The following is a 24,613-nucleotide window of genomic DNA, read 5'->3' as shown; positions in this document are numbered from 1 at the left end:
CCCGCATCGCCGTCGAGGTGGTGCGCGAGGCCGAGACCAACGATGCGGTGCTGATCGGCTTCGCCCTCAAGGCCAACCGGGCGCGGGCCGGGGGCGACGAGGCGGTCGAGGAGATCCTGGCCTACGCCATTGCTGCGTGAAGACGGGCTTCGCCCTTTCGCGCTGCATGAAGACGAGCTCCGCCCTTCTGGGCCGCGTGAAGACGGGCTCCGCCCTTTCGCGCCGGGTGACCGGGTTCGCCCCTTTGGCCGAGAACAGCCGGCTTTGCGCCGCGCGCGCCATGCTTTAACGGGGATGAGCTTGGGTGTGTCCCACCCCGGCCCGGCTTCTCCTCAAGGCTCGAGTGCGCGCTCCGATGTTCGACAAGATCCTGATCGCCAACCGCGGCGAGATTGCCTGCCGCATCATCAAGACGGCGCGCCGGATGGGGATCAAGACGGTGGCGGTCTATTCCGACGCCGACCGCGACGCGCTGCACGTCGCCATGGCCGACGAGGCGGTGCATATCGGCCCGGCCGCCGCGGCCCAGTCCTACCTCGTCATCGACAAGATCGTGGAGGCCTGCCGGCAGACCGGTGCGCAGGCCGTGCATCCCGGCTACGGCTTCCTGTCCGAGCGCGAGGCCTTCCCGAAGGCGCTCGAAGCCGCCGGCATCGTGTTCATCGGCCCGAACCCGGGCGCCATCGCCGCCATGGGCGACAAGATCGAGTCGAAGAAGGCGGCCTCCGCCGCGCAGGTCTCGACCGTGCCGGGCTTCCTCGGGGTGATCGAGTCCCCCGAGCACGCCGTCACCATCGCCGACGAGATCGGCTATCCGGTGATGATCAAGGCCTCGGCCGGCGGCGGCGGCAAGGGCATGCGCATCGCGCACTCGGCCGACGAGGTGGCGGAGGGCTTCGCCCGCGCCCGCTCGGAGGCCGCCTCGTCCTTCGGCGACGACCGGGTCTTCGTCGAGAAGTTCATCACCGATCCGCGCCACATCGAGATCCAGGTCATCGGCGACAAGCACGGCAACGTCGTCTATCTCGGCGAGCGCGAGTGCTCGATCCAGCGCCGCAACCAGAAGGTCATCGAGGAGGCGCCGAGCCCGCTCCTCGACGAGGCGACCCGGCGCAAGATGGGCGAGCAGGCGGTGGCGCTGGCGAAAGCCGTGAACTACGATTCCGCCGGCACCGTCGAGTTCGTCGCCGGCCAGGACAAGTCGTTCTACTTCCTCGAGATGAACACCCGGCTCCAGGTCGAGCACCCGGTGACCGAGATGATCACCGGCCTCGACCTCGTCGAGCTGATGATCCGGGTCGCCGCCGGCGAGACGCTGCCGATTGCCCAGAACGACGTGAAGCTCAACGGCTGGGCGGTGGAGAGCCGCGTCTACGCCGAGGACCCGACCCGCAACTTCCTGCCCTCGATCGGCCGGCTCACCACCTACCGGCCGCCGGAGGAGGGCGAGTTCGGCGAGGCGATCGTGCGCAACGACACCGGCGTCGAGGAGGGCAGCGAGATCGCGATCCACTACGATCCGATGATCGCCAAGCTCGTCACCTGGGCGCCGACCCGCGCCGAAGCGATTTCCTCGCAGGCCCAGGCCCTCGACGCCTTCGCGATCGACGGCATCCGCCACAACATCCCGTTCCTCTCGGCGCTGATGCACCATCCGCGCTGGCAGGAAGGCCGGCTCTCCACCGGCTTCATCGCGGAAGAGTTCCCGAACGGGTTCGAGGCACCGAAGCCCGAGGGCGAGGTGGCGCGCCGGATGGCCGCGGTGGCCGCCGCGATCGACCATATGCAGAACGAGCGTAAGCGCGGCATCTCGGGCCAGATGCGCGAGCCCTACCTGCTGCGCTTCGAGCAGGAGCGGGTGGTGCGCCTCGGCGAGGAGCGCTTCGAGGCGACCGTCGAGACCACCAACGACGGCGTCGTGGTCGCCTTCGCGGACGGCACCGAGTGGATGGTGGAGAGCGACTGGCTCCCGGGCGAGCCGGTCTGGGCCGGCACGATCGGCGACGAGCCGGCGGCGGTCCAGGTCCGCCCGCTCCTCAACGGCGTGCTGCTCAACCACGCGGGCGCGGCCGCCGAGGCCCGCGTCTACACCAAGCGCGAGGCCGAACTCGCCGCCCTGATGCCGGTCAAGGAGGTCGCCGGTTCGGGCAAGCAGCTGCTCTGCCCGATGCCGGGGCTGGTGAAGAGCATCATGGTCACCCCCGGTCAGGAGGTGAAGGCGGGCGAGCCGCTGGCGATCGTCGAGGCGATGAAGATGGAGAACGTGCTGCGCGCCGAGCGCGACGGCACCGTCCAGACCATCCAAGCCAAGGAGGGCGACAGCCTTGCGGTGGATGCGGTGATCCTCGAATTCGCCTGAGGTCGTCCGGTTCTCCCGTGCCGCTGTACTTCGCCTACGGCTCCAACATGGACCGGGCCGCCATGGCCCGGCGCTGCCCCGCCTCGCGGGTCATCGGCCTCGGCCGGCTCAACCGCCACCGCCTGGTGATCATGCGGGAGGGCTACGCTTCGGTGGAGCGCTGGCCCTCGGGAACGGTCTGGGGCGTGCTGTGGGACCTGGCCTTGAGCGACGTGCCCGCCCTCGACCGCTACGAGGGCGTGGCGAGCGGGCTCTACGTCAAGGCGCAGCAGCCGGTCTCGACCGAGGGCGGGGTGCGGCGGGCGCTGGTCTATCTCGGGCGCGGCAACGGCGGCGTGCCGCGGCCGGGCTACCTGGAGGGCGTGATCGCGGCGGGTCGGGAGAACGGGTTGCCGGAGATGTACCTGAAGGGGCTGGCGGCGCTGAAGCGGTGACCGCCGAAAACCCTCCTCCGCGGCAGGGTAGTCCGGAGAAAGAAAAAGGCGCGGGTTCCCCCCTCTCCCCGCGGGCGGGGAGAGGGCCGTGTCGACGTACAGGAGATACGGCAAGCGCAGGCGCAGCCGGAGCGAGGGTGAGGGGGGCTCGACGAGTGAGGCTTCTCCGGAAATACCCCCTCACCCTCGCCCTTCGGGCTTCTTGAGCCCCTTCGGAGCTCAGGCCTCTCCCCGCCCGCGTGGAGAGGGGAATCCCGCGCTCTTCTCGTCTCAAGAGCTTTCCCGGGCAGCCCTACCCCTGCGGGGGTGGGTTGAGCCGCAGTGCCCTACGAAGCGCGGAGAACCAGCGTCACCGCCCCGCTCGCGGCATCGTAGGCGACGCTTCGATAGAAACAGTCCCGCCGCCCGGTATGGCAGCATCCGCCATCGCCGCCGACGCGCACCCGCAGCAGGAGCGCGTCCTGGTCGCAATCGACCCGCATCTCGACCAGCGTCTGGATCTGTCCGCTGGTGGCGCCCTTGTGCCAGAGCTCCCCGCGCGAACGCGACCAGTACCAGACCTCGCCGGTCGTGAGCGTGCGCGCCAGCGATTCGGCGTTCATGTGCGCGAGCATCAGCATCGCGCCGGTCTCGGCATCGACCGCGACCGCGGTGATCAGGCCGTCCGGGCCGAAGCGCGGCGTGAAGGTCTCGCCCTCTTCCAGCTCGCGCTTGGGACCGGGCGCCGCGAAGGTCGGAAGTACGGTCATCGCCGGTCGCGGACCAGGGTGAGGAAGCGGACCTGCTCGGTCGGGTCCTGCTTGAACACGCCGGTGAACTGGGTGGTGATGGTCGAGACGCCGGATTTCTGCACGCCGCGCATCGCCATGCACAGGTGCTCGGCCTCGACCATCACGGCGACGCCGCGGGGATGCAGCACCGAATCGATGACGTCGGCGATCTGGGCGGTCATCGTCTCCTGGGTCTGGAGCCGGCGGGCGAAGGTGTCGACCACCCGGGCGAGCTTCGAGAGCCCGACGACGCCGCGGCGCGGGTAATAGGCGATGTGGGCGTGGCCCATGAACGGCACCATGTGGTGCTCGCAGTGCGAGTGGAACGGGATGTCGCGCACCAGCACGATGTCGGAATAGCCCTCCACCTCCTCGAACACCCGGTCGAGGATGGCGTCGGCGTCCTGGCGGTAGCCGCCGAAAATCTGCTCGTAGGCCTTCACCACCCGCTGCGGCGTCTCGATCAGGCCCTCGCGCTCCGGGTCGTCGCCGGCCCAGCGCAGCAGGGTACGCACGGCGGCCTCGGCCTCCTGGCGGGTCGGCCGCTCGGTGACGCGCTCCGGCCGGGGGGCGTCGCTGCGCTTGTCGGCCGCCTCCGGGGCCCGGACCGACAAGGACTTCAGCACCGCGTCCATCACGCCTCCAAGATCGTGGCCAGGGTCGGGGCGACCCGGATCTCCGGTTCGTCGGGGCCGCCCTGCCGTCGCGCGCACCGCGCCGCGACCCGGCGGCGTCTCGCGGAGCCGGGCCTCGGTGCCTATATCACGGGCTCGGCTCGGCCGCGCAATGCACCGGGGGCGCGGCAGGTCCTTGCGCTCCGGGGCATCCGCCCGTCAAGCCAAAGTCGGACCGGTCCGGTCAAGCCCGATTCGTCAGTCCGGTGGCCCCTCTCGCCCAAAGTACGACTGCCATGCTCGACGACATCTACAACGCCCGCATCCTCGCCCTCGCGGCGGACATCCCGCGCCTCGGGCGGCTGCCGGCGCCGGGCGCGAGCGCGTCCAAGCACTCGAAGCTGTGCGGCTCGACCGTGACCGTGGACCTCGCCACCGAGGGCGACACGGTCACCGACTTCGCCCACGACGTGAAGGCCTGCGCGCTCGGCCAGGCCGCCTCGTCGCTGATGGCCCGCCACGCCGTCGGGGCGAGCCCCGACGAACTGCGGTCGCTCCGCGAGACCGTGCGGCGGATGCTGAAGGAGGGCGGACCGGCGCCCGAGGGCAAGTTCGCCGACTTCGCCGTGCTGGAACCGGTGCGGGACTTCAAGGCCCGCCACGCCTCGACGCTGCTGACCTTCGACGCCGTGGTCGACGCCCTCGATCAGATCGCCGCCAAGGGAGCCACCGAGGGAGCCACCGAGGGAGCCGCCAAGACAGAAGCGGTACCGGCGTGAGTCCGGCCCGCCACGCGGCGCACCTCGCCATCCGCGGCTACCAGCTCTCGCTGTCGGGCCTCGTCGGGCGCCAGTGCCGGCACTGGCCGTCCTGCTCGGCCTATACCGACGAGGCGATCCAGCGCCACGGCCTCTGGGCGGGAGGCTGGATGGGCTTCGCCCGGATCTGCCGCTGCGGCCCGTTCGGCACCCACGGCATCGACCTCGTGCCCGAGACGCTGCCCCCCGGCGCCTGGCACCGCCCCTGGGCCTATGCGCGCTGGCGCGGGGTCAACGCGCCGCCGCTCTGCGAGAGCGTCGAGGGCTGATCCTCCAAAGGCGCGGGCGAAGGCGAGGGACTGTGTCTGACATGTCCCGTCATCGCTGCTATAGGGCGCCGGTCCGGTGCGCGGCCCATTGGCCCGCCGGACTTCGTGTCCGCCACCCGGCTTACCTGCACCGTGCGCAGGAGTGAGCCCCGAGGAGTCCTTTGAAGACCATGCCGATCCTGACCTTCCCCGATGGCGCCACCCGCTCGTTCGACGGCGCCGTGACCGGCCGCGCCGTCGTCGAGGGCATCGCCAAGTCGCTCGCCAAGCGCACCGTCGCGATGGCCCTCGACGGCACCGTCCGCGACCTCGACGATACGATCGCGCAGGATGCCCGCATCGAGTTCCTCGATCGCACCGACCCTCGGGCGCTCGAGCTGATCCGGCACGATTGCGCCCACGTGCTGGCGGAAGCCGTGCAGTCGCTGTGGCCGGAGACCCAGGTCACGATCGGCCCGGTGATCGAGAACGGCTTCTACTACGACTTCCACCGCGAGACCCCGTTCTCGCCGGACGACTTTCCGGCGATCGAGGCGCGGATGCGCGAGATCATCGCCCGTGACGCCCCCTTCACCAAGGAGGTCTGGGCGCGCGACGACGTGCGCAAGCTGTTCGAGGAGAAGGGCGAGAACTTCAAGGTCGAGCTCGTCGACGCGATCCCGCCGGGCGAGGATCTGCGGATCTACCGCCAGGGCGAGTGGTTCGACCTCTGCCGCGGCCCGCACATGACCTCGACGGCCAAGGTCGGCAGCGCCTTCAAGCTGATGAAGGTGGCGGGCGCCTATTGGCGCGGCGATTCGACGAAGCCGATGCTGAGCCGGATCTACGGCACGGCCTGGGCCAACCAGGCCGACCTCGACGCCTATCTCAACCGCCTCGCCGAGGCCGAGCGCCGCGACCACCGCAAGCTCGGCCGTGAGATGGACCTCTTCCACTTCCAGGAGGAGGGGCCGGGCGTGGTGTTCTGGCACCCGAAGGGCTGGACCCTGTTCCAGTCGCTGATCGCCTACATGCGCCGGCGCCTGAAGGGCGACTACGCCGAGGTGAACGCCCCGCAGATCCTCGACAAGGCGCTGTGGGAGACCTCGGGCCACTGGGACTGGTACCGGGAGAACATGTTCGTCACGAAGACCGAGGACGACCGCGTCTTCGCGATCAAGCCGATGAACTGCCCCGGCCACGTCCAGATCTTCAAGCACGGCCTCAAGTCGTACCGCGACCTGCCGCTGCGCATGGCCGAGTTCGGCGCGGTCTCGCGCTACGAGCCGTCCGGCGCGCTGCACGGGCTGATGCGCGTGCGCGCCTTCACGCAGGACGACGCCCACGTCTTCTGCACCGAGGACCAGCTCGCCGCCGAGTGCCTGAAGATCAACGATCTGATCCTCTCCACCTACGCCGATTTCGGCTTCGACGAGATCGTCGTGAAGCTCTCGACGCGGCCGGAGAAGCGCGTCGGCTCGGATGCCCTGTGGGACCACGCCGAGGAGGTGATGACCCGGGTGCTGTCCCAGATCGAGGAGCAGTCGGGCGGGCGGATCAAGACCGCGATCAACCCCGGCGAGGGCGCCTTCTACGGCCCGAAATTCGAGTACGTGCTGCGCGACGCCATCGGCCGCGACTGGCAATGCGGCACGACGCAGGTCGACTTCAACCTGCCCGAGCGGTTCGGCGCCTTCTTCGTCGATGCCGACGGGCAGAAGAAGACCCCGGTGATGGTCCACCGGGCGATCTGCGGCTCGATGGAGCGCTTCACCGGCATCCTGATCGAGCATTTCGCCGGCCACTTCCCGCTCTGGCTGGCCCCGCTCCAGGTCGTCGTCGCAACGATCACCGGCGAGGCCGACCCCTATGCCCGCGAGGTCTTGAGGGCGGCCGACGCGGCGGGCCTGCGGGCCGAGGCCGATCTTCGCAACGAGAAGATCAACTACAAGGTCCGCGAGCATTCCCACGCCAAGGTACCGGTGATGCTGGTCGTCGGCCGCAAGGAAGGCGAGGAGCGCACCGTCTCGATCCGCCGCCTCGGCAGCCCGCAGAGCCGCACCCTGCCGCTCGACCAAGCCTTGGCCGAACTCGTCGCCGAGGCGACCTTCCCGGACCTGCGCCGGGCGCAGGCCGTGACCGACAGCGTGCCGAGCGAGGCCGTGACGCTCGACGGGCAGCACGGGGAGACGCCGGTTCCGTAGAGGGTTGAACCGCTCCGGGATTCCCGGAGCGGTCTGCCTTGGAGGATGCGAGATCCGATCGAGTGCCTCGCGATGCGGCTCCCGGCGCCGATCGGATCTCGCGCAGGCTTCCGATACGGCGTACCGACGTCGCATCGACCCCTCGCCGAAGTGTCGTTCCTGGCGGATCGAACCGGGTCGCGATCGTATCGATCCGTCATAATCGACGATCACGGTGTTTGGATCTGGCGTTGTTTCCCTCTGCAGCCTGGGCGAGGGGAACGCTCGCTCGAAGACATGATCGCGAAATCACGACGTCGTATTTGATTCTCGCCTCGATCCGGCGGTCGAGGGGGTAGGTCGCTGTCGGGTCGGCGACCGTCGTTCGAGGAGGACGAATCCGTTCGCGTCGTGCGACGATCGGCGCTGACCTCGCGGCAAGGCATGATATCGTGCCGCCATGACAGGACTGTCTCCGCCCACCCTCGACACGCCCCACCTGCGCCTCGTCGCCCCGGAGGACGCGGAGGCGACCAGCGCCATGATGACCCCGGCGGTGAGCCGCTGGCTCGCCTCCTGGCCGCTGCCCTACACCGTCGCGATGGCCCGCGAGCGGATCGCGACGGCGCGGGAGCAGGCCGCGGCGGGCCGAGCCCTGTCGCTCGCGATCACGGCGCGGGGCGAGCTCCTCGGCTGGATCATGCTGCACCGGACCGATCCGCGGACCGCGATCCTCGGCTACTGGCTCGGGGAGGCGCATCACCGCCGCGGATTCCTGCGGGAGGCGGCCGGCGCCGTGCTGCCCGCCGCGTTCGACTGGTTCGACCTCGACCGGATCGAGGCCAGCGCGCACCCGGAGAACGCCGCCTCCTTCGCGGTCATGCGGGCCTGCGGCCTGACGTTCCGGCGCGAGATGGTGATTCACGCGCCGGCGAGGAGCCGCGACGAGTTGGTGCAGGTCTACGCCGTCGAGCGTGAGGGCCTCACTCCGCCGTCAGGCACAGCTCGAACGTGATGCAGGCGGCGTTGGCGCCGCGGCGCAGGACGCCCTCGTGGATGGCCCCCGCGACGTCCACCACCGCGATATCGAGCCGCGCCACCCCGTCCCCCACGGTCCCGTCGCGGATCAGCACCTCGCTGGCATCGGTCGGGATCACCCGCCCGTCGGCGAAGGTCGGCCGCACGATGCTGCCGATGCCGCGCACCCGCGCCGCCGCGAGCCGGTGCGCCCGGCACGCCGCCTCGATCGCGCCGTGGATCTCCTCGTTCGGCTGGATCTTCAGGAGCAGGCAGGCGGACGGTGCGTCACCGGAGGCCACGGGGGTAAACAGCGGAAAGTTGGTCTCGGCATCCGGCAGGACGCGCCAGGCCGCCGCCGCCGTACCCCAGGCCTCTGCCCGGACCGCGTCCGCGATCACGACCTCAAGCGGCAGGAGGTGGCCGGCGCGGCGGCGCCCGTCGGGCTCGATCCAGGTGCCGTGGACGTGCAGGAACGGCGCGCCGTCGCGCTCGCCGAAGGTGGCGCTGGCGCGCTCGAGCCGCGTCTCGCCCTCGGGCCGGTGGGTCTCGCTGTAATAGGCGGCAAAGCGCGTGTCGGCGGAGAGCGCCGGCATCACGTAGGCGAAGGGAGAAAAACTCCCGCCCGCGAGATGCACCACGCCGCCGCGCATCCCGGTCGCCGCGAGCGGCTCCGCGACGGCATCGAGCAGGGTCCGCCCCGGCGCGAGGTCGAAGGCGCGGCGGAGGAGGGCGCCGCCGGCCGCCAGCCAGCGTTCGGGCCGGGCCGGGCCCGGCTGCGCCAGGGTGGCGAAACCGGGCCGGGTCGGATCGGCGCCGCTCACGACTGCGCCCTCTCGCCCAGCAGCCCGGCAGCCTCCAACTCCTCGCGCACCATCTTCTTGGTGATCTTGCCGTAGCCGGATTTCGGCAGCGCCTCGCGCAGGATGACCCGGCGGGGCAGCTTATAGCGGGCGACCTTGTCGAACAGGAACGCCATCACGTCGTCCTCGGACAGCGCCATGCCCTCGCGCGGGACGCAGACCGCGATGCCGATCTCGCCCCAGGTCGGGTCCGGCACGCCGAGCACCGCCGTCTCGGCCACCGCCGGATGGGCCAGAATCTTCTCCTCGATCTCGCGCGGATAGATGTTGGAGCCGCCCGAGATGTACATGTCGGAGGCGCGCCCCGTGATGTAGAGGAAGCGCTCGGCGTCGAGGAAGCCGAGGTCGCCGGTGCGGAACCACCCGTCCCGGAAGGCGTCGGCGTTGGCCTTCGGGTTCTCCCAGTAGCCGGCGAAGACCGCCGGCCCGCAGACGCAGATCTCGCCGGTCTCGCCGGCAGCGACCTCGCGGCCCTCGCCGTCTTGGATCTGCACCTGCATCCCGGTGCGCTCGAAGCCGCAGGTGCCGATCTTCACCGCCGGGCCGTCCTCGGCCTCGTGCAGCGCGGGGGGCAGCACCGTGATGTTGCCGGTGACCTCGCCGAGGCCGAAATACTGCACGATCACCTTGCCGAGGCTGCGCAACGCCCGCTTCTGGTCCTCGCGGTACATCGGCGCGCCGGCATAGATGATGTAGCGCAGGGACGAGTGGTCGTGGGCGTCGACCGCCGGGTGCTCGACCATCATCTTCAGGATCGTCGGCACGGTGAACATGTTGGTGACGCGGTGGCGCGCGACCAAGCCCCAGACCTCCGCGGCGTCGAAGCGCTCCGAGCCCGGCAGCACCGAGGTCACCGCGCGGGCGACCTGCGCCACCGCGTGCACGCCCGCCCCGTGCGAGAGCGGCGCCACGACCAGCGAGGCGTCGGTCTCCGGGCTCGTGCCCGGCATCAGGTCGCAGAGGTGGTTGGTGATCACGAAGGCCATCTGGCCGTGGGTCAGCACCGCGGCCTTCGGCTTGCCGGTGGTGCCGGAGGTGTAGAAGAACCAGCACGGGTCGTCGTGCTCGACGCCCTCGTTGGCGAGGGTCTGCCCCTCGCCGGAGGCCACCACGGCCTCGTAGGCCTCGCCCTCGGCCGGTCCTTCGCCGATGACGACGACGTGGCGCAGCGACGGGCAGGCCTCCCGCACCGCCGCGACGTGCTCGGGATAGTCGGCGTGGCACAGGAAGGCGGTCGCGCCCGACTGGCTCGCGAGGTACGACACGTCGCCCGGCATCAGCCGGAAGTTCGTCGGCACGAACACGGCGCCGAGGCGGAACGCCGCGTACATGATCTCCAGGATGGCGTTGCCGTTGCGGGCGTGCACCAGCAGGCGGTCGCCCTTGGCGATCCCGCGCGCCCGAAGCGCCGCCGCCAGCGCCGAGACCCGGGCGTCGAAGGCGCGCCACGTCCAGCTCCGCTCGCCCCACACGATCGCCGGGCGCTCCGGGTGGCGCGCGGCGGCCTGGGTGAGCGAGTGGGCGAGGTTCATCACCCGGCGCGACATCGGCCTCATCGGGCAGCCCTCCGGCTCGTCTGGGTCACGTCGTATCCTCCCTCGGTGCGTCGGCCTTCGGCCCGTGCGCGTCGGGGGAAGCTTACGATGCCCCCGCCCCGCAGCGGAAGCGCGCGACGCGCATGCGCCCGGCTACGAGGCGCGCGACTTGAAGCTGAGGCGGTGGTGGCGGGTGACGCCGAGGCTCGCCATAGCGGCCCGGTGCGCGGCGGTGCCGTAGCCGACGTTGCGCTCCCAGGCATAGGCCGGGTGGCGCCGGGCGAGCGCCCGCATCAGCCGGTCGCGCACCACCTTGGCGACGATCGAGCTCGCGGCGATCTGCGGCACCAGCCGGTCGCCGCCGACGAAGGCCCGGCACGGCAGGGGCAAGCCGGGCGGCACGTCGCGCCCGTCCACCGCCACCTCGGCCTCGATGCCGAGGCGCACCACCGCCCGGCGCATCGCGTCGAGGGTCGCGGCGCGCACGTTGATCCGGTCGATCAAGTCGCGGGAGCCGCCGGCCAGCGCGACGCGTCCCGCCTCCATGATCCGCGGCGCCAGGCGCTCGCGGGTGGCGGCGTCGAGGCGCTTGCTGTCGTCGAGGGCCTCCAGCAGGTCCGGGGGCAGGGTGGCGGGGTCGAAATGCACCGCCGCCACGATCACCGGGCCGCAGAGCGCGCCGCGGCCGACCTCGTCGCAGCCGATGACGACGGGATAGCGGGCGGCGTGGCGGGCATCGAACGGGCGCATGGGCGAGGTGTGCCGTAATCGGGGTTTCCAAATCCTTCCCGGGCGTGCCGTACCGGCACCGGCCCCCGTGGCGGGCGTTTCCGTGATAAGCCGGACGCCCGCACACGAGGAGGATGCATGACCACGCCGCCGCGGCAGAACCGTTTCCTGGCGCTCGCGCTGCCGATCGGGCTCCTGGCCGGGACCCTGGCGATCGGGTTCTGGACCCTCGACCAGATCCGCATCACCCGCGCCCGTGCGCTCACCGCGCAGATGTGGTCGCAGCCCTGAACCCTGCGGCCCCGGCCCGGCGCAAAAAAGGGACCGCACTCCGTAGGAGGCGGCCCTGAAGTCGTTTGGGTCTCGAAACCTCAGGAGGATGCCCCGCCCGTCGTCACCGCGGCGGCCGCGAGGGCCGGGGCGACCGATGGGCCGGGCCAAGAGGTCGGTTCCTTCATGCGCGCGCATCAAGGCCGGCGCAGGGCGCGATTCGGGCGATTCCGTGACCGGCACGTCCCCGCCGAGCGGGTTTTCGGCCCCGTCCCGGCACGATCCCGGGTCGGTGTCGCCCGGGCGCAACCCTTGCGAGGCGGTTTTCGGACTCCCATCATGGCGTGAGGCCGGCCGTTCGCCGGCTCACCACCCGTCGCCCGGACGAATCCCCGTGACTCGGCCGGGCCCCGCGAATCACCCCGACAGGCAGGAGAAGCGATGAGCGAGGGAGAGACTGCCGATAGCCGGAGCACCGGCACCGCGTCCGGCGGGCATGTCGTGCCCTTCCCCCGGGCCGTGCCGCCGCAGGTGTCGTTCCATCGCGACGAGCTGCGGATCATCCTGAACCTCTACGGACGGATGGTCGCCGAGGGCGAGTGGCGCGACTACACGATGGACTTCAACCGCGAGAAGGCGGTGTTCGCGATCCACCGCCGCACCTCGGAGCGGCCGCTCTACCGCATCGAGAAGGACCCGCGCCTCGCCCGCCGCCAGGGCGCCTACGCGGTGATCGCCGAGACCGGGCGCATCCTCAAGCGCGGACACGACCTCGCCCAGGTGCTGCGGGTACTCGAGAAGCCGCTCCGGGTGGTGTGAGCCGCGGTTTCGGAGACTTCCCTGTGAACGCGTCTCGGCGATCTCGACCGGTCCCGCGAACCGCCCCTTAACGCTCCCGCGCATCCCGCGCGTCTTCATCCGTCGGCAAGCATCTTTGCCAACCGGAACGACAGGTTTCCCGGCGGATTGTCGCTTGGCTGAAGAAGGTCACGCTCGAGGACCGCAGGGATGCACAAGCAGAGTGGATGGGCCGCGGCGGCGTTCGTCGCGGCGATGCTGGCGGCCGGCCCGGCCGCCGCGCGGGAACTGGTCGCGTTCGACGCGGCGACGGAAGCCGGCACGGTGGTGGTGCGCACCGCCGAGCGGCGACTGTACTTCGTCAACGGCGACGGGACGGCGATCCGCTATCCCGTCGCGGTCGGCAAGGCCGGCAAGCAATGGACCGGCTACGCCCGCATCGACGGAAAATACCTGCGGCCGGCCTGGTCGCCGCCCGACGAGGTGAAGCGGGACAATCCCCGCCTGCCGGAGGTGATCGCCGGCGGCTCGCCGAGCAACCCGATGGGCGTGGCCGCGCTCACCCTCGACCGCGGCGAGTACGCGATCCACGGCACCAACCGTCCGGGCTCGATCGGCACCTTCGCGTCCTACGGCTGCATCCGGATGTTCAACCAGGATGTCGCCGACCTGTACGGCCGCGTCCAGGTCGGCACCACCGTGGTGGTGACGCGCTGAAAGCCGCTTCCCCGATGGCCACGTCCGGGGCCCCGGCAGGACACGTCCGGGGCCCAGACAAGAGAAGCGTGAACCCGCCAGCCCCGCGGGAGGGGAGAGAATATCACCCCGTTTTCGGGATCGAGGTAAGCGCAGGAGCGAGGGCGGCTCGACGAGCCAGACTCCGATCACACCGCCTCACCCCCGCGGCGAACCCTCCGAGGGATGGGATCCTCGATCCATAGGCCCTCTCCCGCCCGCCGGGGCGGGAGCGTTCCGCGCCTCGTCGATTCCTCCGACGGCCCGGCGATTGCGCGAGATCAATGAAGCGGGCCGCCCCCCGTCCCAAGACGGCGCGTGCCCGTTTCCGGGCGGCTGGACAGGCGGCGATGGCCCCGAGCGAACCTGCGACGACGGCACGGGCCGCGGCTCCGCACGAGCGCCGCCGGACGAAGTTCGGCGCCGCCGCGACCCGGACGGCGGTGCCGGCCGTGACCGGCGCCCTCTACGAGGCGCGGCGCAAGATCCATCCGCAGGCGGTGCGCGGCCGCTTCCGCACCGCGAAGTGGATCATCCTGGCGGCGGCCCTCGGGGTCTACTACCTCGTGCCGTTCCTGCGCTTCGATCGCGGTCCAGGCGCGCCCTCGCAGGCGGTGCTGATCGACCTCGACCGCGGCCGGCTCTACTTCTTCTTCATCGAGCTGTGGCCGCAGGAAATCACCTACGTGATGGGCCTGCTGATCCTGGCGGCCCTGATCCTCTTCCTGATGAACGCCGTCGCCGGCCGGCTCTGGTGCGGCTACCTCTGCCCGCAGACGGTCTGGACCGATCTGTTTCTCGCGGTCGAGCGCCTGGTCGAGGGCGACCGGCGGGCGCGGCTGAAGCTCGACGCGGCGCCGTGGTCGGTCGAAAAGGTCGCCCTGCGCACCCTCAAGCACGCGATCTGGCTCCTGATCGCCTGGTGGACCGGCGGCGCCTGGGTGCTCTACTTCGCCGACGCGCCGACCCTGGTGCGCCAGCTCGCGACCTTCCAGGCCCCGCCGGCCGCCGGCTTCGCCATCCTGACCTTGACCGCCACGACCTACGGGCTCGCCGGCCACCTGCGCGAGCAGGTCTGCACCTACATGTGCCCGTGGCCGCGCATCCAGGGCGCGCTCACCGACGCCCACTCCCTCAACATCCTCTACCGGGTCGACCGCGGCGAGCCCCGCGCCTCGGTGAAGACGGCGGGCGCCCTGCGCGCCGCCGGCCGGCCGGCCGGCGATTGCGTCGATTGCTATGCCTGCGTCACCGCCTGCCCGGCGGGGATCGACATCCGGGACGGGCTGCAGCTCGCCTGCATCCAGTGCGGGCTGTGCGCCGATGCCTGCGATACCGTGATGACGAGGCTCGGGCGGCCGACCGGCCTCATCGCCTACGACACCGAGGCGAACGGCCGGCGCCGGGCCGCGGGCCTGCCGCCGGTCCGAAAGATCCTGCGCCCGCGCACCGTCGCGTACGGGCTCATGGTCGTGGGAATCGGCGGCTTCATGCTCGCGAGCCTGGCGGCCCGGAGCTTCACCGGTGTCAGCGTCCTGCACGACCGCAACCCGCTCTTCGTCGTCCTGTCGGATGGCGGGGTGCGCAACGGCTATACCGTGCGGGTCATCAACAAGCGCGGGATCGCGCGCCGTTTCGTCCTGGGTCTCGAGGGGCTGGCGGGCGCCCGGCTCGAGGTGGTCGGCGCCGCCGGCGACCTCGTCGTGCCGGCCGACGCGACGCGGGAGTACCGCGTCCTCGTCTTCGCACCGCCCGGCAGCACCGGCTCGGCCCCGCTCGCCTTCCGCCTCACCGATCCGGCCACCGGCGAGACCGCCGTGGCGCCGGACCACTTCAAGGCACCGTGAGACCATGCAGGCCCGTTCCGTCTCCCCGTTCCGCCTGACCGGGCGGCACGTCCTCCTCGCCTTCGCCGGCTTCTTCGCCACCATCGCGGCGGCCGATGCCGTCCTGGTCTCCTCGGCGCTCCGCACCTTCACGGGACTGGAGGCGGCTTCGCCCTACCATGCCGGCCAGGTATACGCCGCGGAACTCGCCCGCGCCCGGGCCCAGGGCGCCCGGCACTGGAGGCTCGACAGCGCGCTCGCGCGGGACGGGGCCGGCGCGCGCCTGACCGTCTCCCTGCGCGGCCCCGACGGCACCCCCCTCCCGGGCAAGGATCTGCGCGCCCGGCTGGAGCGCCCGACCGATGCCCGCCTCGATCGGGTCCTTCCCCTCGCGGCCGGCGCCCCCGGCACCTATGCGGGCGGGCTCGACGCGCTGCCCCCCGGCCAGTGGCGCCTCGTCGTCGAGGTGACGGGGCCGGATGGGGTCGAGCTGCGGCGCGAGCGCCGCCTCACCGTCGAGTGAGGGGAGCGGTCCGATGTGCTGCACCGATGCGGCGCTCGCCTATGTCGAGGCCCATGCCGCCTGGAGCGAGGCGAACACCCGCCCCTCTCTCGGACGCAACTACGACGCCTTCGTCACCCGGAGCCACGCGGGGGCGGCGCGGGCGGAATTCGCCGTCGAGGGCGTGCGCTGCGCCGCCTGCCTGTCGGCCATCGAGCGCGGCTTGGCGGAAGTGCCGGGCGTGGCGCTGGCGCGGCTCAACCTCACCGAGCGGCGCCTCGCGGTGGAGTGGGCACCGGACGCCGCGGCGGATGTCGAGGCGATCCGGTTGCGGCTCGCCGCCCTCGGCTACGCCGCCCATCCCTTCGATCCGCGCCGGCCGGCCGATGCCGAGGCGGCGGAGAGCGAGCGGCTGATCCGCGCCCTGGCGGTGGCGGGCTTCGCCTCGATGAACGTGATGCTGCTGGCGATCTCGGTCTGGGCCGGCAGCGTCTCCGACATGACGCCGGAGAACCGCGACCTCTTCCACTGGATCCAGGCGCTCGTCGCCCTGCCGGCGGCGGCCTATGCCGGGCGGCCTTTCTACGAAGGAGCGCTCCGCGGCCTGCGGGCCGGGCGGATCACGATGGATTTTCCCATCACGCTCGGAGTGGTGCTGACCCTCGTCATGTCGGTGGTCGAGACGGCTCTGGGCGCGACCCACGCCTATTTCGACGGCGCGATCATGCTGCTGTTCTTCCTGCTGATCGGGCGGGTGCTCGAACAGGCGATGCGGCGGCGGACCCGGGCCCTGGCCGAGAACCTCGCGGCCCTGCGCTGCGAGACCGCGGCGCGGATCGAGGCCGACGGCTCGGTGTGCGACGTGCCGCTCGGCGAGATCGCGCCCGGCGCCCGCGTGCTGGTGCGCCCGGGCGAGCGGGTGCCGATGGACGGCCGGATCGAGCGCGGGCGATCGGAGATCGATGCGAGCCTCGTCACCGGCGAGACCGTGCCGGTGGCGGTCGGGGAGGGCGCCCGCGTCCCGGCCGGCGCCCTCAACGGCGACGGCGCCCTCGTCGTCGCCGTCACGGCGGCGGCCGGGGCGAGCTTTCTCGACGAGGTCGAGGCGCTGATGCGCCGCGCGCTCGAGGCCCGCTCGCGCATCATGGTGCTCTCCGACCGGGCCACCCGGCTCTACGTGCCGCTGGTCCACGCGGCCGCCGCGCTGACGGGTGCGGGCTGGCTCCTCGCCGGGGCCGGGCCGCACGCCGCGCTGCTGGCCGCCGTCGCGGTGCTCGTCGTCACCTGTCCCTGCGCGCTCGGCCTCGCGATTCCCGCCGTCCAGGTCGTCGCCGCGGGCGCGCTGTTTCGCGACGGCGTTCTCCTCAACGACGGCTCCGCCCTGGAAAGGCTGGGCCGGATCGACACCGTGGTGTTCGACAAGACCGGCACGCTGACGCTGCCCGAGCCGGTCCTCGTCGCGACGGCGGGCGACGACGCGACGCTCGGACGGGCCGCCCGCCTCGCCCTGTCGAGCCGCCACCCGATGGCCGCGGCGCTGGCGCGGGCCGCCGACGGCGCCGAGCCCTATCCCGGGGCGCAGGAAGCGGCCGGCCTCGGCGTCCGGGCCGTGGTCGACGGCGTCGAGCTGCGCCTCGGCTCCCCGGCCTTCTGCAGCGCCGAGGCGCAGGCCGCGGCGGCGCTCGCGGCCGCGCCGGAGGCCTCCGTGATCTGCTTTCGCGCCGGAGCGGGGGAACCGGTCGCCTACCCGGTCGCCCAGGCGCTGCGCCCGGACGCGGTCGAGGTGGTGGCGGCGCTGCGCGCGCAGGGGCGCCGGGTCGCGATCCTGTCGGGGGACCGGGCGAGCGCGGTCGCCGCGGTCGCGGCCCGTCTCGGCGTGGCCGAGTGGGAGGCCGGCCTCTCGCCGCAGGACAAGATTGCCCGGATCGAGGCGCTCGGCCGCGCCGGCCGGCGGGTGCTGATGGTCGGCGACGGCCTGAACGACGCGCCGGCGCTCGCCGCCGCCCACGCCTCGCTCTCGCCGGTCACCGCCGCCCATGTGAGCCAGGCCGCCGCCGACGCGCTCTTCCTCGGCCGCGGCCTCGCCCCGGTGCTCGCGGTGCTCGCGGTGGGCGCGCGCGCCCGGCGCCTGATGATGGAGAACCTGTGGCTCGCCGGCGCCTACAACCTCGTCGCGGTGCCGCTCGCCGCCGCGGGGCTCCTCACGCCGCTCATCGCCGCGCTGGCGATGTCGGGCTCCTCGGTCGTCGTCACGCTGAACGCCCTGCGCGCCCGGGGCCGGCCGCGGCCGGCGCCGTCTCTCCCGTCCGGGGAGTCCGGCCCGGCACCGGCGATCCCGGCCGTCCTCGTCCCCTGAGCGCTCCCGGATTCCGTCATGGCCGTGCTTCTCCTCGTCATCCCGATCGCCCTCGGCCTCGGCGGCCTCGGCCTTTGCGCCTTCCTGTGGGCGCTGCGGTCCGGCCAGTACGACGACATCGAGGGTGCCGAGCTGCGGGCCCTGTCGGACGACTGAGCGGTCCCGTTCCTTCCCTCCACGCCACCGGAGCAGCCCCGTGACCGACGCGTCCCCCCTCTCCGAGACGTTTCTCCCCGAGGCGATCCCGCCCGAGACGATCCTGCCCGAGACGATCCTGCCCGAGACCACCGTCCAGGCCTTCCTCGCCGACCGTTCCGTGTGCGGGGTGAGCGGCGGCTTCACGGTGGCGAGCGCGTGCCACCTCATGCGGGACCGCGGCATCGGCGCCCTGGCGGTGGTCGAGGGACGCCGCCTCGTCGGCATCGTCACCGAACGGGACGTGGCGGTGCGGGTGATCGCCGGCCACCGCGACCCGCACCTGACCCTGGTGCGCGAGGTGATGACCCGCGATCCCCGGACGATCGCCGCCGAGGCGAGCCTCGTGGAGGCGCACGCTCTGATGCGTGCCGGCGGGTTCCGGCACCTGCCGGTGATGCGGGGCGGCGAGGTGGTCGGGATGATCTCCCTGCGAGACATCCCGCCCGGCGCGGGGCGGGCACCCGGCGCGGCGACCGCTTGAGCGAGATCAAGGCGGCCCGCTGCGGGCCGGGCCACGATACGGCAAGACAGGGTCCAAGGCCGCCATGCCCGCTCCGACGGGACCGGTCCTCGTCGTCGACGACGACGAGGCCGTCCGACGCTCGCTCAAATTCGCCCTCGAGCTCGAAGGGCTCGACGTGCGCCTCTACGAGGATGCCGGCCAGCTGCTCGGCGAGGCGGGGCTGCCCCGGTCCGGGTGCCTCGTCGTCGACTACCACATGCCGGGCATGGACGGGGTCGAGCTGGTCGGGCGCCTGCGCGCCCGGCGCGTCGGCCTGCCCGCCATCCTGGTCACCGGCCGCCTCACCGAGGAGCTGCGCCACCGCGCCGCCAGGGCCGGCTTCCGGCAGGTGGTGGAGAAGCCCTTCGAGGACGGGTCGCTGCTCGCCGGCATCCACGACGCGCTGTCCGCCTCGGCGTGAGGGGCGCGGGACGCGCGGCGGAGGTTCGGTCCGCGCGGCCCGTGCTACCGTGCCCGGATGCGCATCGCCTCGTGGTAACATTCGTCGATGAAGACCATTGCATCGGTCCCGAACCGGCTCGTCAGCGCGATCCGACGGTCGTTCCGGCAGTTCCTGGCTCTGCCGCTCGCCACGGTGCTCGGATTCGTCGGCCTCAGTGCCCTGGTCTACCTGGCGGACGGGTCGTGGTCCGGCGATCGCGCGCCCCGCGGCTTTGCCTGGCTCGGGGCCCTGATGGGGGATCGCGCGGCCCTGGGCAGCCTGCTCGCGACCGTGGCGTCGAGCATCGTCACGGTCACCTCGATCACCTTCTCTCTCCTGCTCCTCGCCGTGCAGCAGGGCGCGGGCGCCCTGACGGCGCAGGTCACCGACCAGTTCATGGCGCGCCGGACCAACCAGCTCTATTTCGGCTACTTCGTCGGCCTGTCGGTCTTCGTGCTGACGACGCTGGTGACGAACACCGACTATCACCGCCCGGTCTTCGCGGCGGCGCTCAGCCTGTTGCTCACGGCCCTGGCCCTGTGCCTGATCATCGTGATGATCTACAACACGATCGACCAGATGCGGCCGGAACAGATCATCCAGTTCATCCACGACAAGGTGCTCGAAGCGCGCGGTGCGGATCTCGACGTGCTGGCCGCGACCCGCAGGACGACGCGCCGCGACTGGGCCGACCGCGCCCTCGTCCGCTCCCGGGAGAACGGCTACGTCGTCGGGCTCGACCTCGCCCGGGTCGAGCGGGCCCTGGAGCGCGCTGGCGACGTCGAGGTCGAGGTCCTGATCGCCCTCGGGACGTATCGCGCCGTCGGCGATCCGGTGTGCCGGCTCCGGTGCGGCCCCGGCGCCGTCCTGGACGCGCAGGCATGCGAGCGCATCGCCGACGAGACGCTCGCCGCCTTCGCGTATGACGACGGGCGCGATCTCCAGACGAGCACCGCCTACGGCCTGCATCAGCTCGCGACCATCGCCTGGACCTCCGTCTCGACCGCGAAATCCAATCCCAATCCCGGCCTCACGGTGATCCAGGCGCTGCGGGACATCATCGCGCGGTGGAGCCACGGCGAAATCGAGATCCGGGGCGATGCCGGGTCCCGCATCGTCTACGGCGACGCCGCACCGGTCATCGCGACCGACGCCCTGGAAGCCGTGATCGTCGTCGCCTCCGAGTCGATCCAGTCCCAGACCCTGACCGAGGCGGTCGCCACGCTCGCCATCCTGCTGCGCCACGTCGAGGGGCCGACGGCCGAGAGACTGGCGGATGTCGCCCACCGGGCGCTGTCGAGCCTCGGCGAGCACGTCCTGACGCGGCAGCTCGACGCCGCCCTGCACGACCTGGCCTCGGCCCTGGAGGAACGCGGCTTTCGGAGCGTGGCCGAGGAGGTCGCCAGGGCATCCGCCGATCTGGCGGGCAGCCTGGGCAAGCTGAACTCGCGCTCGACCCGGGTGCCCGGGACGACATCGTAGGGCTCTCCCCGCCGGAGAGCGCTTTCGCCGCATGCCGTCCGGCCGGGCCTCGTGCCTGATGCGATCCGCAATCCGCAGGCGCCCGCATCGGATTCACGACGCGCGCATGACGTCCCTGAGTTTCTTCATTTCATCGGCATGGAGAGGCGGCGATGGCGACAACCCTGAACGTCCGCAACCCTCGCGCGCACGCGCTGGCTCGCGAACTGGCTCAGCGCCGCAACACCGGGATCACCGAGGCCGTGATTCACGCCTTGGAGCATGAACTGGAACGCGAGCGGTCCTCGACACCCCTCGCGCAGCGCCTCGAATCCCTCGCGGACCGAGCCCTCGCGAAGGCGGGACCCAACCCTCGGCCCGTCACCGAAGCGGACCGCGACGCAATGTGGACTCGTTGATGTTCGTCGATACGTCCGCCTTCGTGGCGATCTTCTGCAAGGAGCCCGAGGCCCCGGTCTTCGCCGACTGCATCGAACGAGCGGCGCGGCGGTACACCTCGCCGATGGTTCGCCTGGAAACCTGCATGGTCCTAGCAAGCCGCTTGGATCGCGATCCGGCCGATGTCCAGGCCGATTTCGATGAGTTCCTGACCGAGGCCAGCATCACGGTTGTGTCGATCACCGATAGCATCGGCCGCTTCGCCGTCGAGGCGTTCCAGCGCTACGGCAAGGGGAGGGGCCACCCGGCACAGCTCAACCTCGCAGATTGCCTGTCCTACGCCTGCGCCCGCGCCTATCGGGATCCAATCCTGTTCAAGGGACCGGATTTTGGTCACACCGACCTGACGAGTGCGCTCTAGCGTTGCAGATATAGATTTTCCTCCGTCGACTTTGATGCGTGCGTCCCCATGCGGGCCGGTCGATCACGAGGGGCGCCACCGAGCAGTGGGGCGCGCCTCGCAGGATCTCCAGGAGCAGCCCGAGCGGGACGTGCCCAACGCTAAGGGGAATCCCTTACGCGTCGAACCGGAATGTCTCCGACGTCCTCGATCGCCTAGCCATGGACCTCGTCAAGACCGCCCGAACGATCGCCCGACGAGGCATCCGATGCAGCTCGCTCTCGCCACCGCCGGCCTCGGCCCCGCGCTGAATCCCGGTCCCGTCCGCGCCCGCCTCCGGCCGGAGGAGACCGGCACGCGTCGCCGCGTCGAGGCCGACGGGGAGATCTACGCCGAGGGCGAGCGTGCGCTCCACTTCTACAAGGTCGTGTCCGGCGCGGTGCGGACCTACCGGATCCTGAGGGATGGGAGGCGGCAGATCGACGGCTTCCACCTCCCGGGCGACATCTTCGGCCTCGAGGTCGGCGAGGTGCACCGGACCGGCGCCGAGGCGGTCGCCGACACGGTGCTCGCGGCCCACCGCCGCAGCGATCGGGAGGCGCTCACCGGTGAGGCCGGGGCGCTGGCGCGGGAGGTTGTGGCGGCGATGCTGCGGGCGCTGGCCCGGGCGCAGGACCACATGCTGCTGCTCGGCCGCAAGACCGCCCGCGAGCGGGTCGCGAGCTTCCTCCTCGACCTCGCCGAGCGGGCGGGGGCCGACGGCGTGCTGGCGCTGCCGATGTCCCGGACCGACATCGCCGATCATCTGGGTCTCACGGTCGAGAGCGTCTCGCGAACCTTCACCCAGCTGGAGCGCGACGGAATCATCGCCCTGCCGGCCCACCGCCGCACGGTCGAGCTGCGCGACCGGGCGGCGCTGCGGCGGCTCGACGGCTGAAGGATACCCTCGGGGCGGACGCCGCGCCGGGTTCCTGCTATCGACGGCGATCCGATTCCGCGCCGCGCGCTTTGGCCCGCATGACGAAACCCGACTCTCCCGCGAGCCCGCCACCCGCCGCACCCGATGCCGAGGAGCTGCGCCAGACCCTCGAGGAGGTCGGCATCTGCTTCTGGTCGCTCGACGTGCCGACCGGACGGATCTCGGTCTCGGCGAGCGGGGCGCGGCTGTTCGGCGTGTCGCCCGAGGAGCTGACGACGTTCGAAGCGACGCAGGCCCTGGTCCACCCGGACGACCGCGAGGCCCGGGCGGAGGCGATCCGGGGGACGCTCGACCGCGGCGGCAGCTACGAGGTCGATTACCGGGTGGTCCGGCCCGACGGCCGCAGCGACTGGCTGCGCTCGCGCGGCACCATCGAGATCGACCCGCAGGGTGGCCCGGTGCGCCATCGCGGCGTGGTGTTCAGCATCCAGGCGCAGACGGATCTGCGCGCCCGCGAGGCGCATCTGCGCTCGATCCTGGAGACGGTGCCGGACGCGATGGTCGTCATCGACGAGGAGGCCCGCATCCGGTCGTTCAGCGCGACCGCGGTGCGCCAGTTCGGCTACGCCCCGGAGGACGTGGTGGGGGAGAACGTCAGCCTCCTGATGCCCGAGCCCTATCGCAGCCGGCACGATGCCTACATGGCCCGCTACCTCGCCACCGGCGAGCGGCGGATCATCGGAATCGGCCGCGTCGTGGTCGGCCAGCGCAAGGACGGCTCGACCTTCCCGATGGAGCTCGCGGTCGGCGAGATGCGGTCCTCGGGCGCGCGCTACTTCACGGGCTTCATCCGCGACCTCACCGAGCGCCAGCGCACCGAGACCCGGCTGCAGGAGCTGCAATCCGAGCTCGTCCACATGTCGCGCTTCACCGCGCTCGGCGAGATGGCCTCGACGCTCGCCCACGAGATCAACCAGCCGCTCACCGCCATCGCCAGCTACCTCAAGGGCTGCCGCCGCCTGCTCCAGCGGATGGAGGGGCCGGAGGTGCCGATGCTCGCCGACGCGGTCGGCCAGGCCGCCGACCAGGCGCTGCGGGCCGGCCAGATCATCCGCCACCTGCGCGAGTTCGTCGCCCGCGGCGAGGGCGAGCGGCACATCGAGGGGCTGCCCAAGCTCGTCGAGGAGGCGAGCGCGCTCGCCCTCGTCGGCGCCAAGGAGCGGGGCGTCCACGTCACCTTCGCGCTCGATCCGGAGGCGCCGCTGGTGCTGGCCGACCGCATCCAGGTGCAGCAGGTCCTGCTCAACCTGATCCGCAACGCGATCGAGGCGATGCAGGACGTCGCCAGGCGCGAGTTGCGCGTCATCACCCGGGCCCTGCCCGGGGAGGGGCTGGTCGAGATCGCCGTCGCAGATACCGGCCCGGGCCTCGCGCCGGAGGTGGCGGAGCGGCTGTTTCAGCCCTTCGTCACCACCAAGGCGCACGGGATGGGGGTCGGGCTCTCGATCTGTCGTACCATCGTGGAGGCGCATGGCGGCAAGATCCTGGCTGAGTCACAGCCGGGGCAGGGGACCTGCTTCCGCTTCACGCTGCGGGCGGTCGACAGAGGGGAGCTGGACGATGTCGGGTGAGGTGCCGGTGGACGTGGTCGACGACGATCTCGCGGTCCGTCAGTCCCTCGCCTTCCTGTTCGCCTCCGACGGGATCCCGGTGCGCCTGCACGACTCCGCCACGGCCTTCCTCGCCGGCCCCGCGCAGGCCGCGGGCTGCATCGTCACCGATGTGCGCATGCCGGGCCTCGACGGGATCGCGCTGCTGCGCCGCCTGAAGGCGCGGGGCGACGGGCGGCCGGTGATCGTGATGACCGGCCACGCCGACGTGCCGCTCGCCGTCGCGGCGATGCGCGAGGGCGCGTTCGACTTCATCGAGAAGCCGTTCGACGACGAGGTCCTGCTCGCCGCCGTGCGCGCCGCCCTCGACAGCGGGCGCCGGGCCGCCGAGCGCCACGCCGCCGCCGCCGAGACCGGCCGGCGCATCGCCGCGCTCTCGGAGCGCGAGCGCCAGGTGCTCGACGAACTGATGGCCGGCAGCCCCAACAAGGTCATCGCCCAGGCGCTCGGCATCAGCCCGCGCACGGTCGAGATCTACCGCGCCAACGTCATGGCGAAGATGCAGGCCGGCAGCCTCGCCGAGCTGGTCCGGATGGCGCTGACGGTCCGGCCGGGCGGATAGGAG

Annotated in this window: 26 protein-coding genes; 21 read left to right on the top strand and 5 right to left on the bottom strand. The window is 71.8% G+C overall.

Going from position 1 to position 24,613, the window contains the following annotated elements; translation table 11 throughout:
- Positions 1–355 precede the first annotated feature (355 nt).
- Together V3T34_RS26935 and V3T34_RS26930 are read left to right on the top strand one after the other, a co-directional pair.
- Positions 356–2,359 (top strand): acetyl-CoA carboxylase biotin carboxylase subunit, encoded by a 2,004-nt coding sequence (locus V3T34_RS26935; protein WP_305078566.1) that lies wholly within the window; start codon positions 356–358, stop codon positions 2,357–2,359.
- A 17-nt stretch (positions 2,360–2,376) separates the two neighbouring features.
- Complete coding sequence (locus V3T34_RS26930; protein WP_091884283.1) at positions 2,377–2,793, top strand: gamma-glutamylcyclotransferase family protein; 417 nt, start codon at positions 2,377–2,379, stop codon at positions 2,791–2,793.
- A 326-nt stretch (positions 2,794–3,119) separates the two neighbouring features.
- Here V3T34_RS26930 and hisI read toward each other — a convergent pair whose 3' ends face one another.
- Together hisI and folE are read right to left on the bottom strand one after the other, a co-directional pair.
- Complete coding sequence (hisI, locus tag V3T34_RS26925; protein WP_305078567.1) at positions 3,120–3,542, bottom strand: phosphoribosyl-AMP cyclohydrolase; 423 nt, start codon at positions 3,540–3,542, stop codon at positions 3,120–3,122.
- Positions 3,539–4,198 (bottom strand): GTP cyclohydrolase I FolE, encoded by a 660-nt coding sequence (gene folE / locus V3T34_RS26920; protein ID WP_060847426.1) that lies wholly within the window; start codon positions 4,196–4,198, stop codon positions 3,539–3,541. The genes hisI and folE overlap by 4 nt, the downstream gene beginning before the upstream one ends.
- Positions 4,199–4,473: 275 nt before the next feature.
- Here folE and V3T34_RS26915 point away from each other — a divergent pair, with 275 nt between their 5' ends.
- The 4 genes from V3T34_RS26915 (at position 4,474) to V3T34_RS26900 (ending at position 8,441) form a co-directional block, all read left to right on the top strand.
- Positions 4,474–4,956 carry an iron-sulfur cluster assembly scaffold protein gene (locus V3T34_RS26915; RefSeq protein ID WP_305078568.1) on the top strand — a complete coding sequence of 161 codons (483 nt, stop codon included), beginning with the start codon at positions 4,474–4,476 and terminating at the stop codon, positions 4,954–4,956.
- Positions 4,953–5,264: a membrane protein insertion efficiency factor YidD gene (gene yidD, locus V3T34_RS26910; RefSeq protein WP_305078569.1), complete on the top strand. Its 312-nt coding sequence runs from the start codon at positions 4,953–4,955 to the stop codon at positions 5,262–5,264. Before V3T34_RS26915 ends, yidD begins: the two co-directional genes overlap by 4 nt.
- Positions 5,265–5,434: 170 nt before the next feature.
- A complete protein-coding gene (thrS, locus tag V3T34_RS26905) occupies positions 5,435–7,447 on the top strand; it encodes a threonine--tRNA ligase (RefSeq protein ID WP_305078570.1) in 2,013 nt (670 codons plus the stop codon).
- A gap of 439 nt (positions 7,448–7,886) precedes the next feature.
- Complete coding sequence (locus V3T34_RS26900; RefSeq protein WP_305078571.1) at positions 7,887–8,441, top strand: GNAT family N-acetyltransferase; 555 nt, start codon at positions 7,887–7,889, stop codon at positions 8,439–8,441.
- On the opposite strand, the gene V3T34_RS26895 is transcribed toward V3T34_RS26900, so the two are convergent.
- The 3 genes from V3T34_RS26895 to V3T34_RS26885 form a co-directional block, all read right to left on the bottom strand.
- A complete protein-coding gene (locus V3T34_RS26895; RefSeq protein ID WP_305078572.1) occupies positions 8,410–9,267 on the bottom strand; it encodes a PCC domain-containing protein in 858 nt (285 codons plus the stop codon). The genes V3T34_RS26900 and V3T34_RS26895 overlap by 32 nt on opposite strands.
- Positions 9,264–10,862, bottom strand: a complete 1,599-nt coding sequence (locus tag V3T34_RS26890; RefSeq protein ID WP_305078573.1) for an acyl-CoA synthetase — start codon at positions 10,860–10,862, stop codon at positions 9,264–9,266. The genes V3T34_RS26895 and V3T34_RS26890 overlap by 4 nt, the downstream gene beginning before the upstream one ends.
- A gap of 132 nt (positions 10,863–10,994) precedes the next feature.
- Positions 10,995–11,591, bottom strand: coding sequence for a ribonuclease HII (locus tag V3T34_RS26885; RefSeq protein WP_305078574.1), 597 nt, complete (start codon positions 11,589–11,591; stop codon positions 10,995–10,997).
- A gap of 117 nt (positions 11,592–11,708) precedes the next feature.
- On the opposite strand from V3T34_RS26885, the gene V3T34_RS26880 reads away from it, so the two are divergent.
- From V3T34_RS26880 to fixJ, 15 genes are all read left to right on the top strand, one after another.
- Positions 11,709–11,861 carry a hypothetical protein gene (locus V3T34_RS26880; protein ID WP_167543923.1) on the top strand — a complete coding sequence of 51 codons (153 nt, stop codon included), beginning with the start codon at positions 11,709–11,711 and terminating at the stop codon, positions 11,859–11,861.
- A 420-nt stretch (positions 11,862–12,281) separates the two neighbouring features.
- Positions 12,282–12,659 (top strand): DUF2794 domain-containing protein, encoded by a 378-nt coding sequence (locus V3T34_RS26875; protein ID WP_060847433.1) that lies wholly within the window; start codon positions 12,282–12,284, stop codon positions 12,657–12,659.
- Between the two features lie 189 nt (positions 12,660–12,848).
- Positions 12,849–13,355 (top strand): L,D-transpeptidase, encoded by a 507-nt coding sequence (locus tag V3T34_RS26870; RefSeq protein WP_091884301.1) that lies wholly within the window; start codon positions 12,849–12,851, stop codon positions 13,353–13,355.
- A gap of 368 nt (positions 13,356–13,723) precedes the next feature.
- On the top strand, positions 13,724–15,220 hold the full coding sequence (ccoG, locus tag V3T34_RS26865; RefSeq protein WP_305078575.1) for a cytochrome c oxidase accessory protein CcoG: 1,497 nt from the start codon (positions 13,724–13,726) through the stop codon (positions 15,218–15,220).
- Between the two features lie 4 nt (positions 15,221–15,224).
- Positions 15,225–15,722: a FixH family protein gene (locus tag V3T34_RS26860; protein ID WP_305078576.1), complete on the top strand. Its 498-nt coding sequence runs from the start codon at positions 15,225–15,227 to the stop codon at positions 15,720–15,722.
- A 13-nt stretch (positions 15,723–15,735) separates the two neighbouring features.
- Positions 15,736–18,057, top strand: coding sequence for a heavy metal translocating P-type ATPase (locus V3T34_RS26855; RefSeq protein ID WP_305078577.1), 2,322 nt, complete (start codon positions 15,736–15,738; stop codon positions 18,055–18,057).
- An 18-nt stretch (positions 18,058–18,075) separates the two neighbouring features.
- Entirely contained in the window at positions 18,076–18,213 is a 138-nt protein-coding gene (ccoS, locus tag V3T34_RS26850) for a cbb3-type cytochrome oxidase assembly protein CcoS (RefSeq protein ID WP_305078578.1), read from the top strand.
- 40 nt (positions 18,214–18,253) lie between these two features.
- On the top strand, positions 18,254–18,736 hold the full coding sequence (locus V3T34_RS26845; RefSeq protein ID WP_305078579.1) for a CBS domain-containing protein: 483 nt from the start codon (positions 18,254–18,256) through the stop codon (positions 18,734–18,736).
- 64 nt (positions 18,737–18,800) lie between these two features.
- Positions 18,801–19,178 carry a response regulator gene (locus tag V3T34_RS26840; RefSeq protein ID WP_305078580.1) on the top strand — a complete coding sequence of 126 codons (378 nt, stop codon included), beginning with the start codon at positions 18,801–18,803 and terminating at the stop codon, positions 19,176–19,178.
- Positions 19,179–19,265: 87 nt separating this feature from the next.
- Positions 19,266–20,681, top strand: a complete 1,416-nt coding sequence (locus V3T34_RS26835; RefSeq protein WP_305078581.1) for a DUF2254 family protein — start codon at positions 19,266–19,268, stop codon at positions 20,679–20,681.
- A gap of 152 nt (positions 20,682–20,833) precedes the next feature.
- On the top strand, positions 20,834–21,079 hold the full coding sequence (locus V3T34_RS26830) for a type II toxin-antitoxin system VapB family antitoxin (protein ID WP_058618205.1): 246 nt from the start codon (positions 20,834–20,836) through the stop codon (positions 21,077–21,079).
- On the top strand, positions 21,079–21,480 hold the full coding sequence (locus V3T34_RS26825; protein WP_305078582.1) for a type II toxin-antitoxin system VapC family toxin: 402 nt from the start codon (positions 21,079–21,081) through the stop codon (positions 21,478–21,480). The genes V3T34_RS26830 and V3T34_RS26825 overlap by 1 nt, the downstream gene beginning before the upstream one ends.
- A 247-nt stretch (positions 21,481–21,727) precedes the next feature.
- The gene (locus V3T34_RS26820; protein ID WP_305078583.1) at positions 21,728–22,396 is read left to right on the top strand and encodes a helix-turn-helix domain-containing protein; all 669 of its coding nucleotides are present in this window, start codon (positions 21,728–21,730) and stop codon (positions 22,394–22,396) included.
- Positions 22,397–22,476: 80 nt separating this feature from the next.
- A complete protein-coding gene (locus V3T34_RS26815; RefSeq protein WP_305078584.1) occupies positions 22,477–24,009 on the top strand; it encodes a PAS domain-containing sensor histidine kinase in 1,533 nt (510 codons plus the stop codon).
- The gene (gene fixJ, locus V3T34_RS26810; RefSeq protein ID WP_305078585.1) at positions 23,999–24,610 is read left to right on the top strand and encodes a response regulator FixJ; all 612 of its coding nucleotides are present in this window, start codon (positions 23,999–24,001) and stop codon (positions 24,608–24,610) included. Before V3T34_RS26815 ends, fixJ begins: the two co-directional genes overlap by 11 nt.
- Positions 24,611–24,613: the final 3 nt, after the last annotated feature.

The organism is Methylobacterium ajmalii (genome assembly GCF_036448855.1).
Classification (GTDB): Bacteria; Pseudomonadota; Alphaproteobacteria; order Rhizobiales; family Beijerinckiaceae; genus Methylobacterium; species Methylobacterium ajmalii.
The sequence above is the reverse complement of the archived record's forward strand: the minus strand, read 5'-3'. Positions and strand labels throughout refer to the sequence as shown.